A 15,924-nucleotide genomic window follows, 5' to 3' on the forward strand; every position below is an offset into this window, starting at 1 on the left:
GAGCGGCACAAGCCTTCGCGCCGCTTGCGCGTGTTGCCTGAATAGTGCAGCCTCGCCGCTTCTTCACAACACAAGACCAGGATGCCCGATGTTCCGCAGTCTCGCCGTTCTTTCGCTTCTGCTCGCCTCCACCGCAACGCTTGCCCAGGCACAAAGAGGCGGCGAACAGCCGAAGTGGGACGTGAACAACCCGCCGGGACAGCGATTGCGCCAGGTTCCGATGCGTGTTTCGGAAGGCACCTGGATGAACCTTGACGTCAGCCCCGATGGGCGGACGATCGCCTTCGACCTGCTCGGCGACATCTATACCATGCCGATCGGCGGCGGGCGGCCGACTCGGATCACCTCAGGTCTCGCTTATGACCAGCAGCCGCGCTTCTCCCCGGATGGTCGACTGATCGCCTTCACCTCCGACCGGGGCGGCGGCGACAATATCTGGGTGATGAACACGGACGGTTCGGGTGCGCGTGCCATCACCCGCGAGACGTTCGAGCTGCTCAACAACCCGACCTGGAGCCCGGACGGCCGATACATAGCCGCCCGAAAGCATTTCACGACCCAGCGCTCGCTGGGAACCGGCGAAATCTGGCTCTATCATGCCAGCGGAACGGGCAATGGCGTGCCGCTCGTCCAGCGGCCGAACCCGCAGCACCAGAAGGAGCTTGGCGAACCCGCTTACGCGCCGGACGGCAGCGCGATCTATTTCAGTCGCAACACCACCCCCGGTCCGATCTTCGAATATGCGCAGGATTCGAACCAGCAGGTCTTCGCCGTCGAGCGCTACGACATCGCGACCGGCGAGCGGACCCAGGTTGCCGGTGGCCCCGGCGGTGCGGTCCGTCCAACGCCTTCCCCCGATGGACGCTGGCTCGCCTTCGTTCAGCGCGTCGGCGGCCTTAGCCGCTTGTTCGTCAAGGACCTCCGCACCGGCGAGGAACGGCGAATCTATGACGATCTCGACCAGGATCTGCAGGAGACGTGGGCGGTTCATGGCGTCTATCCGAACATGGACTGGACTCCGGACAGCAGCGCCATCGTCTTCTGGGCCGGTGGCAAGATCCGGCGGATCAATGCCGACGGTACGGGTGCGGCAGAAATCCCGTTCGAGATCAACGACAATCGAGTCGTGATCGACGCGGTGATACCGCAGGTGGAGGTCGCTCCGACTACCTTCACCACGCGGATGCCGCGTTTCGCCGCAGTGTCGCCGGACGGCAGTCGGGTCGTGTTCGAGACCCTCGGCCGGCTCTACATCCGCGATCTTTCCGGCGGAGAGCCTCGGCTCCTGACCGGGCAGGACGGCGATTTCCAGCTTTTCCCCTCCTGGTCACGCGATGGCAGCCGGATCGCCTTCGTCTCCTGGAACGACCAGCGGCTCGGGGAAATCCGCACGGTTTCGCCCGACGGCAGCAACATTCGGACCGTCACTCAGCAGCCCGGCCATTATCGCCGGCCGCGTTTCTCCCCGGACGGATCCACAATCGTCTATGAGGTGGCGAGCGGCGGCGGGCTCGTCTCCGAAGCCTGGTCGGAGTCGACCGGCATCTTCCGTGTGCCCGCGGCCGGCGGCCCCTCGACCCGGGTGATCCGGGAGGGCGGCAATCCGCATTTCGGCGCCGCCAGCGACCGGATCTTCCTGGAGGTGAACCAGGACCAGAAGCTGCGCTTGATCAGCGTCGACCTCAACGGCGGCAACCGGCGCGACCATGCGCAAGGCGACCTCGTCACCACCTATGAAGTTTCGCCGGACGGACGGACCCTCGTCTTCCGGGAGAATTACAACATCTTCGCCATGCCCTTTTTCGGCGGCGCGGCGATGATGAACGTGGGTTCGCGCAGCACTCAGCTGCCGATCACGCGAGTGACGGGCGGCGGCGGCACCTATCCGAACTGGACTCAGAATGGACTCCGCCTGACCTGGACGCTGGGACCGACGCTCTATGGCGCCAACACGGCCGATCTCGTCCGGACCGCTCCGGGCGGGAGCTACACGCCGCCGACCAGCGGCACCTCGCTTGCGATCACCGCGCGGGCCGATGTGCCGCAGGGTCGGGTCGCCCTCGTCGGTGCGCGGATCGTGACCATGGCGAACGATTCCGGCGGAATCATCGACGATGGAGTGATCCTCATCGAGGGCAATCGGATCAGAGCCGTCGGCCGACGCGGCGAAGTCGCCATCCCCGCCGATGCGCGCCAGGTCGACGTGACCGGAAAGACGATCATCCCGGGCCTGATCGACGGCCACGCCCACGGACCCCAGGGATCGGACGACCTGGTTCCCCAGCAGAATTGGTCGGCCATGTCGCACCTGGCGCTTGGCGTCACCACGGTTCACGATCCGTCGAGCACGTCGAGCGAAATCTTCCCCGCGGCCGAAATGCAGCGCGCAGGAATCATCCTTGCGCCGCGGACCTTCTCGAGCGGAGAGATCGTCTACGGCGCGCGTTCGCCGGGCCGCTATGCGCAGATCGATTCCTATCAGGATGCGCTCGCCCATGTCCGCCGACTCGAGTCGGAGGGCGCCCATTCGATCAAGAACTACAACCAGCCCCGGCGCGACCAGCGCCAGCAGGTGGCCGCGGCCGGTCGCGCCGAGAACATCCTCGTCGTCCCCGAAGGCGGGTCCCTCTTCTCCATGGACATCAGCCTCATCCAGGACGGCAACTCGACGCTCGAGCACAACATTCCGCAGCGCAGGCTGTACGAAGATGTGCTCAGCCTCTGGTCGCAGACCCGGGTCGGTTACAATCCGACCCTGGTCGTGACCTATGGCGGCCTTGCCGGCGATCCCTATTGGGCGCAGGCGATGCCGGTCTGGAACCATCCGCTGCTGACTCGTCACGTGCCGCCGCAGCAGCTTGCTTCGCGGGTTCGGGCGGTGACCGCGCCGGCCGATCAGTTCGTCGATCAATATAGCGCAAGGGAGTCGGTCCGGCTTGCCAATCGCGGTGTACCGGTCAGCATCGGCGCGCATGGCCAGCAGCAGGGGCTCGGGTCGCATTGGGAGATCTGGTCGTTCGTTCGGGGTGGCGCAACGCCGGTCCAGGCGCTTCGCTTCGCGACCGTTGATCCGGCCCGCATGTACGGGTTCAGCGACCTCGGCAGCCTCGAGCCCGGCAAGCTTGCCGATCTGGTGGTGCTCAATGCCGACCCGACCGTCGACATTCAGAATAGCGACGACATTCATTATGTCATGCTGAATGGCCGGCTCTACGAGGCCGCGACGCTCAACGAAACGGTCACCGGGGATCGCCGCCGTCAGCCATATCATTGGGAAGATTGAGCCAAGTTTCGCTCATCATTCGGTAACTGTTTTTTGTAATGGTCCATGGTGCCACGGAAGGGGGAGGCACCATGGCAAGTCACGCCGTCCAGTTCTCGAGCCGTTCGGCCAGGGATGTTCAATCGTCCGCCGAAGAGCGGCGGTCCGAACCGCGACACGAGGGCTTGGCCGACCTGGCGATCCTTTGCTTCCGCGGGCACGAATATCTGGTCCCGGTCGTCAACATCTCCAGCCGGGGCACTCAGGTCCAGTCGGACCTGGTGCCGCGTCTCGGCGAAAGCGTGGTGATCCGCTTTCAGGGCTGCAGTCCGCTCTACGCCTTCGTCCGCTGGATCCGTGACGGCCGACTGGGCCTGAACTTCGGTTGCGAGCTGACGATCGGCTGATTCCCTGGCTTCAGCTTCGGTCTGCTGACGGGGATCACGGCGAGCCGTTTGCTTTTCCCTGCCGAGGGCGTCGCCTGCTAGCCTTTGGATTGACAGGCGGTCAGCCAGTCCTATTTTGCAACGGATGTGAATGGGGCGCTCGAACGAACGTCGCACCGCCGCTGAACCGGTGATCGGGAGCGGCAGTCCGATCTGCCCCCAAGCTTCTGGTTCGAAGCGCGATCCGTTATAGCGGCGCCGAAGGAGACTCGCCCGATGAACGAAATGACCCGGATTTCCGCTCAGCCTGCTTACAGCGACGCCGTTCAGGCCTTCCTGAAGCGGGAGCACAAGCTTTTCATCAATGGCGAGTGGGTCGATTCGACGCACGACAAGAAGATCCCGGTCTACGATCCCTCCACGGGCAAGGAGATTGCCCGCGTCGTTGACGCGTCCGATTCGGATGTTGATCGCGCCGTCGCTGCGGCCCGGCTCGCCTTCGACGATGGCCGCTGGACGGGATTGCCGCCTTACCAGCGCCAGCGCCTGGTGGAGAAGCTGGCCGACCTGATCGAAGCTAATATCCCGGAGCTTGCGGAGCTCGAGTCGATCGACAATGGCAAGCCTCGAGCCGCCGCTCAGGGCTATGACATGCCCAAATGCGTGGCGGCGCTGCGCTACATGGCCGGCTGGGCCACCAAGCTGGTCGGCGAGCATGTCGAGCCTTCCGGCTTTCCCACCGGGACGATCCATGCTTATGTTCGGCGCGAGCCGGTCGGCGTTTGCGCCCAGATCGTGCCCTGGAACTTCCCGCTGATGATGGCGGTCCAGAAGATCGCTCCAGCCCTTTCCGCCGGCTGCACCGTCATTCTGAAGCCTGCCGAACAGACTCCGCTGACCGTTCTTCGGCTGGCGGACCTGGTGGCCGAAGCCGGAATCCCGGCCGGGGTCCTGAATATCGTGACCGGCTATGGCGAAACGGCGGGCGACCGGATGGTGCGCCACCCGGATGTCGACAAGGTCGCCTTCACCGGCTCGACCGAGGTCGGCAAGATCATCAACCGCAACGCCACCGAGACACTGAAGCGGGTCACTCTCGAACTGGGCGGCAAGTCGCCGGTCATCGTCCTTCCGGACGTCGACGTCCAGCGGACGGCGACCGGCGCGGCCACTTCCATCTTTTCCAACGCCGGGCAGGTCTGCATTGCCGGCTCTCGCTTGTTCGCGCACCGCGACGTTTTCGACCAGTTGATCGAAGCTGTCGCCGGCGCCGCCTCCAAGTGGAAGGTCGGGCCGAGCCTGGCCCCCGACACGCGAATGGGACCGCTTGTTTCCACCGAGCAGCATGAGCGCGTTCTCGGCTATATCGAAGCAGGCCGGAAGGAAGGGGCCTCGGTCATCTGCGGCGGCGATACGCCGGGCGGCGAAGGCTATTTCGTCAATCCGACGATCATGGTCGACGTAAAGCCCGAGATGAAGATCGTCCGCGAGGAGATTTTCGGTCCGGTGCTCGCCGCGACGCGCTACGACGACCTCGACGAGGTGGCGCGGCTGGCGAACGACACGCCTTATGGCCTCGCCGCCTCGATCTGGACTCGTGACGTTTCGGCGATGCACAAGCTTGCCGCAAAGCTGAAAGCCGGCATGGTGTGGGGCAATTGTCCCTCTGCGGCGGACACTTCGCTGCCCTTCGGAGGGTACAAGCAGTCCGGTTTCGGGCGAGAGAGCGGCCGCTATGGCATCGAAGCTTATACGGAGCTGAAGACGGTCGCCATCGCGCTCTGATCGACGGTCAGCCGCGGTTCACCCGGGGGCCGCGATCAGAACGGCCGGACCAGAAGGATTGCCAGTGATCCGTATGCCGAAGCTTCTCCTGACGATCGCCGCGACCGTTCTTGGCGCCCAGGTCGTCGCCGCGCAGAGTGCCGCCGAGGATGCCGAGGCGCCGCAGCCGCGGGGGCTTTCCGGGCTCGAGGAGAGCGTCGCGGAGATGCGCGACGAGGCACCTTCCGCGGCCGATCCGGATCCTTCCCGGCCGCAGGGTCCGAGCAGCGTTGCGCCGCCGCTCGCCCGAGCCCAGGTCGCCGAGCTCAATCGTACGGCCGAACGCGGGCGCCTGCTGGTCGATATCGCTCGGGCCGGCCTCGTCGCCACTCAGGACATGCTCAGCCGTGTCTCTGACCCGGAAGGTGCGGGAATCGACGGCTGGATCGCGGAGCCGGAGGGAAATGCGATGTCCGTCACCTTCTACGGCGAGGGTCCGACCGGTCCGGTGGCGATCTTTCGGGCCAGGGTGCTCGGCACCCGGGTGACGTCCCGCGAAGTTTTTCTTGCCGACAACCGGCCGGCGCTCAACCCGATCCAGGCGCGCATGGCCGCGGCGCGGTTGGCCAGCGAGGACGAGGAACAACGGCCCTGCACGAACCAGCCCTTCAACGTTCTGGTGGTTGCACCCGCTTCGGCGTCGGCGCCGATCGACGTTTACCGGATAAGCGCTCCGGCCGAGCGGGGACAGTTTCCGCTCGGCGGTCATTTCAGGTCGACAGTCAACGCCGATGGCCGGGTTACCGACAGCCGCGGCTTCAGCAATGCTTGCGTGACTCTCGATGCTCCGCCGGTGCCAGAGGGCCAGCAGCCGCGGCCGCTCGCGGTGACTCATTTGCTCGATCCGACGCCGACCGAGATCCACGTCCTCCTGGCGCAGATGACCGGCCGGCCGCTGATGGTCGTCACCGGAGAGCCTCAGCGCGTGTGGCTGGTGACCAACGAGCGAATCGTCGAGGTGCGGGAGCGGCCGGGCGTCCGGTCCAGCAACTGAGAAGCGCCGAGGCCGCGCTCCGGCCTGCCGGTTCCGCCGCTTGTCCGCACCCGGTCCGCCAATAACATAGATGAACGAATGCCGTGAATCGGCGCGCTATCAACGGCTTGCAATAAACAGCCAGTCGATGGGGCGGGGCTCTGCGTCTACATATCGAAGCTTCAGCGAAGCTTTCCCAACAGGATCGGGCTCTAATCGAAGAGCTCGCAACGAAGAACGTCCGGGAGGTCGCGCCCCGGCGTGACCTCATTCGTGAGGGCGACCGCCCGCGCTCCGTCAATCTGGTGCTCGAAGGCTGGGGCTGTCGCTACAAGCAGCTGCCCGATGGGCGCCGCCAGATCCTGTCCTTCATCCTTCCGGGCGAAATTTGCGAGCCGTATGTCCATCTGCTTCGCGAGATGGACCATGGCGTCAGCGCGATCACCCGGCTGCGCTATGCCGAGATCGCTCCGACCGACTTCCAGGCTCTGATGACGAAGAGCGCGAGCATCGGGGAGGCACTTTGGTGGAACGAACTCGTCAATGCCGCCGTCGCTCGCGAATGGATCGCCAATGTCGGGCAGCGGACGGCCTATGAGCGACTGGCCCATCTTATCTGCGAACTCTTCCTGAGGCTTCGGCAAGCGGAGCTGACGGAAGAGAATAGCTGCGGCTTTCCGCTCACTCAGGCGGACCTGGCCGAAGCCACCGGGCTGACCCCGGTGCATGTCAACCGAACACTGCAGGAGCTGCGCCGGGATGGGCTCATCGAGCTTCACGGCCGAAGACTCACCATCCCCGATCTCGATAGGTTGAAGCAGGCCGGACAGTTCAATCCCAACTATCTCCACATGGACCATCGCTTGGCCGAGTGAAGTGAGTTGCGAACGCGCGAGCGTTCGGAACATGGACAGGGTTTCTCGGTTCCGTCTTGCTCAAGTGCGGAGTCGCCGTGATCGAAGCGCATCTCAAGAAGCTGAGGGCGAGGGACGAGATCTCCGCCGAGGAAGAACGGGCAATCCGCGGCGCCGTCGCGGAGATCAGGGCGTTTCGTGCCGACGAAACCGTGATTCGGGCCGATGTCGACTTGTCGGTGAGCATGCTGCTCCTCGAAGGACTGATGTGCCGATACAAGGATCTGCGCGATGGGCAGCGCCAGATCACCGAGCTTCACGTCGCCGGCGATTTCGCCGACCTGCACAGCTTCACTCTGAAGCGGCTGGACCATGCCGTCATGACCCTTACGCCCTGTCAGGTGGCGATCGTTCCCCATGATAGGCTGCAGGCGATCACGGAAGAGTATCCGCATCTGACGCGAGTCTACTGGTTTTCGACCAATCTGGACGCGGCGATCCACCGGGAATGGGAGCTCTCGCTTGGCCGTCGATCGGCGGTCTCGCGAGTGGCTCACCCTTTTTTGCGAGCTTCAGCTACGCCTCGCTCTCGTCGGACTGTCCGACGAGAAGGGCTTCGACCTGAGACTGACTCAGGCCGACCTGGCCGAATGCCTCGGCCTCACTTCCGTCCATGTGAATCGAACCCTGAAGGAGTTGCGCGAGCAGGGCCTGGTCGAATTCCGAAACAGCCGAGTAAGAATTGGCGATCTTGAGCGGTTGCGCAGAGTGGCCGAGTTCAACCCGAACTATCTCTATCTGGAGCGTCGGCCCCGCTGATGCGAGGGGCAGCCCCTTCGCCTCGTCTTGGCCGCGACGAAGGGACGAGGCGCTGTTGCCGACCGCGGCGGATCTTGCGGGCGCGGCAATGACTGCGGTCAGATCGTATCTCCCCTTGATCTCGGCGGGAACCGCTTCGGTACGGCCGAGTTGGCGATCTGAGTTGGGTTGCGAGAGGTCATGAGCCGCTACCACTTCAACATCCACAATGGCGGCGGCTTTCTCGAGGACGAGGACGGGCGCGAGTTGCCCGACGTTGAAGCCGTGCGCCGCGAGGCGCTGAAGGGCGTGCGCTCACTCCTCGCGGAGGAGGTTCTTCAGGGTCGGCTCGATCTTCGCGGAACGATCGAGGTGGTCGACCAAGCGGGCAATGTCGTGCTCTCGCTCCGCTTCGACGAAATCGTCGAAATTCTTACAAACGACTGAATCGCACCGGCTCTGGTCCGGCGCATGAAAGGGCGAGGCCTCGCTCGCCAAGGCTGCGACCTCTCGCGTTCGTAATCGGACAGGTGAGCGTCCGGATCCGGACACTCCGACGATCGGGCCGGGAACCGCCGCGACAGCCCGCTTCCAGCAAGTTCTTCGAAAGAAACGGCTCCTCGATGGCGGGTTCGGGCCGAGCCGTTTGGCATAGTTAGTGCAGTAGCACAGTTGCCGTGGGGTGGGGGTAAAGAGTGTCGCCGAGCTTCAGGGATCTGGTATGCGATCCCTCCTTCATCCTCTATCGGGTGGACCCGGAAGGCGGCTGGCTCGTCTTCACGCCCACGGCGCGTCGCCTGCTGCACGAAGCCAGCTTCCTCGACGGCCGGTCAAACATTGCCACCGGCCCGCCGATGATGGTGCCGATAGCGGAAGCGCTGAGCCAGGCGGATGAGCTGCCGAAGGGACCGGATCGGTTCATTTTCCACGTTTCGTTCTGCGGGTCCACGCTCCTGGCGCGAATCCTCGATCAGCCAGGCCGTTCATTCGTGTTGCGCGAGCCCAATTGCCTCGTCGACCTGGCGAACTGGAAGATGGCGCTTGACCGCAGCGGCCTCGAAGATCCGCGATTCCAGCCCGTCCTGAGACTCGCCTGCGCGAGCTTGCGGTCGCGCTGGAGCCACGGAGAACCCGTCGTCATCAAGCCATCGAACTGGGCCAACAATCTGGTTCCGGACCTGTGCCGGTCCGGGGCAGACCTGTTGCCTCTCTTTATCACGATCCAGCCAAGGGCGTTCCTTCGAGCCGTCTTCCGCGGGGGACATGAGCGAATAGCCTTCACCGCCCGGGTCGCGGCGCATCTTGCGGGTGGTGATGTCGCTGGTGAAACTCTGCTCGCTTCTGCCATTCGGCAGTCGCGAGATCCGCTCGGCAAGGCGGCCAATCTGGCGCTGCTCGCCTATCATCTGGAGGTCCGCCGCTTCCGAAGCGCTCTCCACGCGCTCGACTTGAAGGCCAAGGCCGTGACATCCCTCGAGGCACTGACCGCCAACCCGTTGGCGACCGCCCGGCAATCGGCCGAAGCTCTCGGCTTGACCCTGAGCACCGACACGCTTGCCGGCAGCATCGCCAAGAACCTCCACCGGCATGCCAAGCAGCCGAACCTGCCTTATTCCGCCGAGGAACACGACCGAGCCGACCGGCTCGTTGAGCAGTCACATGGACGACAGATCGAGGAGGCGCTCGCCTGGGGGACGGAGCTGCTGCAGCTGGAGGGACTTTCTGTCGCCAACGAAGACGAGGCGCGACTTGCCGGCTAGTCGAACTGCAGGCTCTCGGCTTTATTCCAAGTCAATCAACATTTTGCCGATTTTTTGGTTTGCGCGAATCGCGTTCGGCGTCGAGGCTCGGCGCGGGGACATCATCATATGGGCGGCCGGCGCGCACCGACCGCTTGGGGAGCTGATTGCATGAAGAAATCACCTGTCGCGCTGGCAACGGCCATTCTCCTCGCGGGCGCCGCCCCGCTCATGGCCCAGCCTTCACCGGGCGGTGCCCCGGCTGGTCAGGCGGTCGCCAAGGCCCGCTACGGCACTTTCGGCATTGACCTGGCTGCCCGCGACACGGCTGTGGAACCAGGCGACAATTTCTTCCAATATGCAAATGGGAGCTGGCTTCGCACCACCCAGATACCCGCCGACCGATCGGCCTGGAGCCTGTGGACGGTTCTGAGCGAGGAAATCGAGCAGCAGCTGCGGGCGATCGTTACCGAAGCCGCCGCTTCCAGCGATCCGGCGCAGCGCCGGGTCGGCGACTTCTACGCCGCCTGGATGGACGAGGCAGGGATCGAGTCCCGCGGAACCGCGCCGCTTCAGCCTTATCTTCAGCGGATCAGTGCCGTCCGCGATCGCGGCGATCTCGTCACCCTGTTCGCGACCCCCGGCTATATCGCGCCCGTCGGGATTGGGATCATTCCCGACTTCGCCGATCCGACCCGCTACTCGGCCGTGGCCGGCCAAGGCGGTCTCGGCATGCCCAATCGCGATTACTATCTCCGCGAGGGCGCCGAATATGACCGGTACCGTTCCGCTTATCGCGAATTCATCGTCACTCTTCACCGGCTCGGAATCTCCGACGGGGAAGCCAAGGCAGACTCGATCATCGCTCTTGAGCGCCGGATTGCTGAAGTTCACTGGGCCCCGGAGCGGCTTCGCGATCCCCGCGCCATCTACAATCCGATGAACCGGCAGCAGCTCAACGAGCTGGCACCGCAATTCGATTGGGCCAATTATCTGGAGCGCCGCGGACTCGGCAGCGCCGAAACGGTGATCGCCACCACGCCCAGCGCGATCACCGGTATCGGCCAGCTGCTCGAGCAGGTGCCGATCGACACATGGAAGGACTATATGACCTTCCACTTCATCCGCAGCTATGCGCAATATCTGCCGAGAGCCTTCGACGAGGCGCAGTTCAACTTCTACGGTCGGACCCTCAACGGTCAGCAGCAGCAGCGCGATCGCTGGAAGCGGGGAATCGCGCTCCTTAATGCCAATCTCGGCGAGGCGGTGGGCCAGATCTACGTCCAGCGCCATTTCCCCGGCGAGAGCCGCCGTCAGATGGACGAGCTGATCGGCAATCTGCGCACCGCCTTTCAGGAGCGGCTGCAGCGGCTCGACTGGATGGACGAGGAGACACGACGCGAGGCCCTTCGCAAGCTCGATGCATTCGAGCCGCGTATCGGCCATCCCGTCCGCTGGATCGACTACGGCAACTTCCGCGTCGATCCGCGCGACCCACTCGGCAATGCGGTCCGGTCGGGCGAGTTCCAGTGGAACCTCGCTCTGTCACGCCTGCCCAATCCGGTCGATCGCGCCCTGTGGAACATGAGCGCGCAGACGATCAACGCTTCCTACAACGGCCTGCTCAATCAGATCACCTTCCCTGCAGGAATCCTTCAGCCGCCCTTCTTCGATCCGAATGCGGATCCGGCGGTGAATTATGGGGCGATCGGCGCCGTCATCGGCCACGAAATCGGCCACGGCTTCGACGACCAGGGGCGGCGCTTCGACGGGTCGGGTCGGCTGCGCGACTGGTGGACCGAAACCTCCGCGCAACGGTTCCAGGAGCGGGCGGCGCGGCTTGGTCAGCAATATGCCGGCTATTCGCCGCTCCCCGGGCTCAACGTCAATCCGCAGCTCACCATGGGCGAGAATATCGGCGACCTCGGTGGTGTGGAGATGGCCTATGCCGCCTATCGCCGGCACGTCGCGGAGCATGGCGAGCCGCCGGTGATCGACGGCCTTACCGGCGATCAGCGCTTCTTCCTTGCCTGGGCCCAGGTCTGGCGAAGCAAGGAGCGGGAGGACCTTATCCGCCAGGGCATCCTCACCGATCCGCACAGCCCCGACGAATTCCGGGTGAACGGCGTCGTTCGCAACATCGACGCCTGGTATCGAGCCTTCGACGTCGCTCCCGACGACGAACTGTACCTGCCGCCCGATCAGCGCGTCCGGATCTGGTAGGAAGTCGAGCAGCAAGGGGCCGGAGAGATCCGGCCCCTTCATTTTGCGCATCGGCTTGTGCAGAAGGGACGAAACCATCGGGAGCCGCTCATGCGCCATTCGACCCCGTTCGTTCTTCTGGCGACCCTCGCCGCCTGTACCCAGACGGCAAGCGAAACGCCGGTCGAGCCATCCGCTCGCTACACCTTCTGGCGGCCGGCACCGGTCGAGGGGGCGATCGAACCCACCGAGGTGATCGCAGCTTCCGCGGCGGCCGACTGGCGGGCAATCGACCCAGCCAATCTGCTGGTCATGGATCTGGCTGACGGCGGACGCGTGATCATCGAACTGGCCCCGGATTTCGCGCCCGTCCATGTCGCGAACGTGCGCGCCTTTGCGCGTGCCGGCTGGTGGAACAACGCCACGATCTACCGGGTGCAGGACAATTATGTCGCTCAATGGGGCAATGGCGATTCCGAGCTTCCACTTCCGCCAGGCGTGGTCAGAACGCCGCCTGCGGAATATGAGCGTGCGCTGGCGGGACTGAACGTCCGCCCTCTCGGCTTTCCGGACAGCTACTCGCCGATGGCGGGGCATGCGGATGGCTGGCCGATCGGCTATGACCCCGAGCGAGGTCGGGCCTGGCTCGCCCATTGTTATGCGAGCGTCGGAGTTGGACGGAACCTGGCCCCCGACACGGGTACCGGAGGGGAGCTTTACGCGGTGATCGGTCACGCCCCTCGCCATCTCGATCGGAACATTGCCAATGTCGGCCGAGTCATTGAGGGTATCCACCATCTCTCCGCCCGACCGCGAGGCACCGGAAATCTGGGCTTCTACGAGGAAGGACGGCAGAGTGGGATCCCGATCCGTTCGATCCGGCTCGCCAGTGACTTGCCGCCGGCCGAGCGGCCGCGGTTCGAAGTCTTGCGCTCGGACAGCGAAGCTTTCTCGGCCTATGTCACCGGCCGAGCCAATCGCGGCGGCACATTCTTCCAGGTGCCGGCCGGTGGCGTCGACCTGTGCAACGTGAATGTGCCGGTTCGTCGCCGCTCTTAACGCAGCACCATCCGGTTGCCGCGGATCTCGACCGAGCCGACCCGTGAAAGGAAGCTTTGGCCGAGAAGCGAGACCGTCAGTCCATCGGCGATTGCTGCCGGGACCGCTGTCGAGCTGAGGGGGCCCACCGCCATCCTGTCGATGGTCACGGGAGCGATCGGGACCTCGCCCCCCGCCCCCATTGCCGACGCCCGTTCATCGCCGGCGGCGATTCCGGCACGCAGCGCATCGGCTGGCGTCAGGGCGACGACACTTGCGCCGGTGTCGACGAGGAATCGGATGCGCGCCCCGTTCACCTGCGCCTCGACGTAGAAATGGCCGTCGGGAGCGCGTTCGATCTCCTGCGAGGCATAGCCGTTGCCGGCCGGCGCCGCCGGCTCGGGCGAGCGTTCGATCGGGAGCCGTGGACGCCGCTGCTCCAGGCGCGGAGCCTCGAGCGCGGGGGCGATCATTAGCACGCCCACCACGATCATACCGGCCCAGAAGAAGCTGGCTCTCGCGCTCATTCGGGATTTTTATCGCTCAGGATTGCCAAAGCCCGGTTAACGGCCTTTCGAAATGGAAGCGCCCGCCGAAGCCTCGACTTCGACGGGCGCCTTCCGCCTCTCCTGGACTGACTAGCACTTCAAGCGCAGGGGGGCGGCTCCGCCGCTGGCAGCGGCAGGTCCTGACGATTCCTCAGGCTGCGAAGGCGTGATCTCCCGCAAAGGGATAACGCCGAACGGTCCGAATGATCTGACCGCCGGCAATCATCGGTGCGTTCTCGAGCGGCAAGGCCGTGCCGCAGAAAGCGCACTCGGCCATGATCCGGCCAATATACCAATGGGTCCGCCCGCAACCCGGGCAGTAATTCGTCTCATGATCGCGATAGACGATATGATAGCCGCGCTGCGCCACTGGGGGGACCAGACTGCCGCCGCGCGCTTCCAGGATGTTCGTCGCCATACACCGGCTCCTTCCAAAACCACTTGCAACGCCCAACGCAGCGGCAGAGCGAGAAGTTTCATGGATTTAAGGTGAACGACAACGAGTTTTGTCCCGGCTGACACTCCTAAAGCGGTTTGAACAGTGTGCAAAAGCGCGGCGGCAAGCCGTTTCTAGGGCGCGCTGAAGCGTTCCAGTGACACATGGCCGATGGGTTTCCATTGCCTCTGGTCGAAGTGGCGAACGATCGCCGATCAGGCTCTCCGGGAACCAGTTGCTCCCCCAAGCGCTTGATCCCGGATGTCTTTCCTGATTGCCTCAAGCGCTCCGAGTGAGTCGGACTATCTCGTCCTTTCCGCCGCGGAGGCGGCGTGGGAGCGGACTCGTCGACGGCGGGAGTCTCAACGCTCTCTCGAAACGGCGCGGCTCTTCTTTCGCCGCCGGAGTGCTCGTTCGTGAGGCGCCGACGCCGGACTGGCTTGCTCGCGGGGATCGGCCTGATCGCGGTCGCCGGAACGGCTGTGCTGCTCGGTGACCGAAGCTCCTCGGCAGGCGAGCCGGCTCCGCCCGCCGTGCTCGAGCGGATTGCGGCGAAGAATGACGACGCGGCGATCGCGGCAGCGGCGCGGATGAAGCAACGTTCCGAGGCGATGTCCGCGGCAGCCGATGCCCGGCAGAGTTCAGCCGAAGCTCCGCTGGACGAGAGTACCGCAGGCCAATAGGGTCGTTCCACCACCGGCCGGCGATACTCGCCGGGCGCGCTCCAGAAGCGAGACCGCGAAATGTCCACCCATCACGAATTCTATGTGGAACGCGCCTCCGCCGCGCGTCGCGATGCCGATTCCGCGAGTCTCGTCAATGTCCGCGAGCGATGCCTTCGCGCCGCCGCCGCCTGGGATGAGATGGCGGCCCGGGCCGCCCGAACCGATCGCCTCCGCGCCGAGACCGACGCGCGAAAGGCGCTGTTGGCAGAATAGCACGCCAGGATCAATCGATTGTAAAGACCTGATCAACAGTCTGGCCTTGGATTTAAGTATTATCCTCCCGCTTCAGTCGACAGTCTCAGTAATGAAACCACCGGATTCGACTGCTCTCGATTGATACGGTACAATGGCTCCCGGTTTGACTTACCGGAGGGCTCCATGATCTTGGAACTTATTGTCCTGGTTGGCTTGCAGGCGCAGAGCGGAGTTCCAGCAATCGAGGCGAGGGCGGCGCTGGTCCGCGCCGAACCGAGGTTGCCGCTTGGCCAATACATCAGCGTGGCAGATTATCCGCCCGAGGCCTTGCGGAATCGCGAACAGGGAACAGTTGCCATCATGCTCGCCGTCAATCCGACGGGGCGCGTGAGCGACTGCACGATAACTCGATCAAGTGGCTCGGGAATACTCGACTCAGCCACGTGCCGACTGATGCGCTCTCGTGCTCGTTACTCCCCCGCGCGCGATTTGACGGGTCGAGCGGTCGCCGACATTCATGCCGGCGAAGTGACATGGTCCCTTTCCGAGTCCAATCTCGCGACGCCCTCGCCAGAGACCCCAGCACGCCCAGCAGCGAGCGCCCGGCCCCGAGCCGACTTGGCGTCCTATATTTCTGGCCCGGATTACCCTGCTCCCGCTCTCAAGGCGCGCGAGGAAGGCGCAGTCAGCTTCACTCTCGACGTCGGGCCGGACGGGCGCGTGTCCAGGTGCGAGATCGACCAGAGTAGTGGATCGGCAGCGCTCGACAATACGACCTGTCGGATCATGCGCTCCCGCGCCCGTTTCTATCCTGCGCAGGACGCTTCCGGGAGTCCCGTCGGCGATCGGGTGCAGGGCAGGATCGGTTGGGAATTGCCGGAAGCGACTCCCTAGCAAACCGCTCCCTTTCCCCTCCGCGTCCGGCTTGCTAGGAGCGCTGCGAC

15 protein-coding genes and 1 pseudogene are annotated in these 15,924 nt (G+C 64.5%); 14 read left to right on the top strand and 2 right to left on the bottom strand.

The window, feature by feature from the left end:
- The first annotated feature begins 88 nt into the window (after positions 1–88).
- From ACRYLT_RS07015 to ACRYLT_RS07065, 11 genes and pseudogenes are all read left to right on the top strand, one after another.
- Positions 89–3,283 (top strand): amidohydrolase family protein, encoded by a 3,195-nt coding sequence (locus ACRYLT_RS07015; protein WP_482663373.1) that lies wholly within the window; start codon positions 89–91, stop codon positions 3,281–3,283.
- Positions 3,284–3,354: 71 nt separating this feature from the next.
- Entirely contained in the window at positions 3,355–3,669 is a 315-nt protein-coding gene (locus tag ACRYLT_RS07020) for a PilZ domain-containing protein (RefSeq protein ID WP_482663374.1), read from the top strand.
- 255 nt (positions 3,670–3,924) lie between these two features.
- Entirely contained in the window at positions 3,925–5,433 is a 1,509-nt protein-coding gene (locus ACRYLT_RS07025; RefSeq protein ID WP_482663375.1) for an aldehyde dehydrogenase family protein, read from the top strand.
- 64 nt (positions 5,434–5,497) lie between these two features.
- Complete coding sequence (locus ACRYLT_RS07030) at positions 5,498–6,466, top strand: hypothetical protein (RefSeq protein WP_482663376.1); 969 nt, start codon at positions 5,498–5,500, stop codon at positions 6,464–6,466.
- A 194-nt stretch (positions 6,467–6,660) separates the two neighbouring features.
- Entirely contained in the window at positions 6,661–7,320 is a 660-nt protein-coding gene (locus tag ACRYLT_RS07035; RefSeq protein ID WP_482665416.1) for a Crp/Fnr family transcriptional regulator, read from the top strand.
- 224 nt (positions 7,321–7,544) lie between these two features.
- Positions 7,545–7,685: pseudogene (locus ACRYLT_RS07040) on the top strand (Crp/Fnr family transcriptional regulator); the annotation flags it as partial.
- Positions 7,686–7,821: 136 nt separating this feature from the next.
- Positions 7,822–8,118 (top strand): Crp/Fnr family transcriptional regulator, encoded by a 297-nt coding sequence (locus ACRYLT_RS07045; RefSeq protein WP_482663377.1) that lies wholly within the window; start codon positions 7,822–7,824, stop codon positions 8,116–8,118.
- A 180-nt stretch (positions 8,119–8,298) separates the two neighbouring features.
- Positions 8,299–8,544, top strand: a complete 246-nt coding sequence (locus ACRYLT_RS07050) for a DUF6894 family protein (RefSeq protein ID WP_482663378.1) — start codon at positions 8,299–8,301, stop codon at positions 8,542–8,544.
- A 248-nt stretch (positions 8,545–8,792) separates the two neighbouring features.
- Entirely contained in the window at positions 8,793–9,857 is a 1,065-nt protein-coding gene (locus ACRYLT_RS07055) for a hypothetical protein (RefSeq protein ID WP_482663379.1), read from the top strand.
- A 150-nt stretch (positions 9,858–10,007) separates the two neighbouring features.
- Positions 10,008–12,059, top strand: a complete 2,052-nt coding sequence (locus ACRYLT_RS07060) for a M13 family metallopeptidase (RefSeq protein WP_482663380.1) — start codon at positions 10,008–10,010, stop codon at positions 12,057–12,059.
- Between the two features lie 90 nt (positions 12,060–12,149).
- Positions 12,150–13,097, top strand: coding sequence for a peptidylprolyl isomerase (locus ACRYLT_RS07065; RefSeq protein ID WP_482663381.1), 948 nt, complete (start codon positions 12,150–12,152; stop codon positions 13,095–13,097).
- On the opposite strand, the gene ACRYLT_RS07070 is transcribed toward ACRYLT_RS07065, so the two are convergent.
- Positions 13,094–13,603: a retropepsin-like aspartic protease family protein gene (locus tag ACRYLT_RS07070; RefSeq protein WP_482663382.1), complete on the bottom strand. Its 510-nt coding sequence runs from the start codon at positions 13,601–13,603 to the stop codon at positions 13,094–13,096. The genes ACRYLT_RS07065 and ACRYLT_RS07070 overlap by 4 nt on opposite strands.
- A gap of 172 nt (positions 13,604–13,775) precedes the next feature.
- Positions 13,776–14,042, bottom strand: a complete 267-nt coding sequence (locus tag ACRYLT_RS07075) for a hypothetical protein (RefSeq protein ID WP_482663383.1) — start codon at positions 14,040–14,042, stop codon at positions 13,776–13,778.
- A gap of 434 nt (positions 14,043–14,476) precedes the next feature.
- Between ACRYLT_RS07075 and ACRYLT_RS07080 the strand changes: the two genes are divergently transcribed.
- The 3 genes from ACRYLT_RS07080 to ACRYLT_RS07090 all read left to right on the top strand — a co-directional run bounded on the left by ACRYLT_RS07080 (position 14,477) and on the right by ACRYLT_RS07090 (position 15,874).
- The gene (locus ACRYLT_RS07080) at positions 14,477–14,743 is read left to right on the top strand and encodes a hypothetical protein (protein WP_482663384.1); all 267 of its coding nucleotides are present in this window, start codon (positions 14,477–14,479) and stop codon (positions 14,741–14,743) included.
- A 60-nt stretch (positions 14,744–14,803) separates the two neighbouring features.
- Positions 14,804–14,998, top strand: coding sequence for a hypothetical protein (locus tag ACRYLT_RS07085; RefSeq protein ID WP_482663385.1), 195 nt, complete (start codon positions 14,804–14,806; stop codon positions 14,996–14,998).
- 165 nt (positions 14,999–15,163) lie between these two features.
- Positions 15,164–15,874, top strand: a complete 711-nt coding sequence (locus ACRYLT_RS07090) for an energy transducer TonB (protein WP_482663386.1) — start codon at positions 15,164–15,166, stop codon at positions 15,872–15,874.
- Positions 15,875–15,924: the final 50 nt, after the last annotated feature.

This window comes from Sphingosinicella sp. SM1-17, from assembly GCF_056821765.1.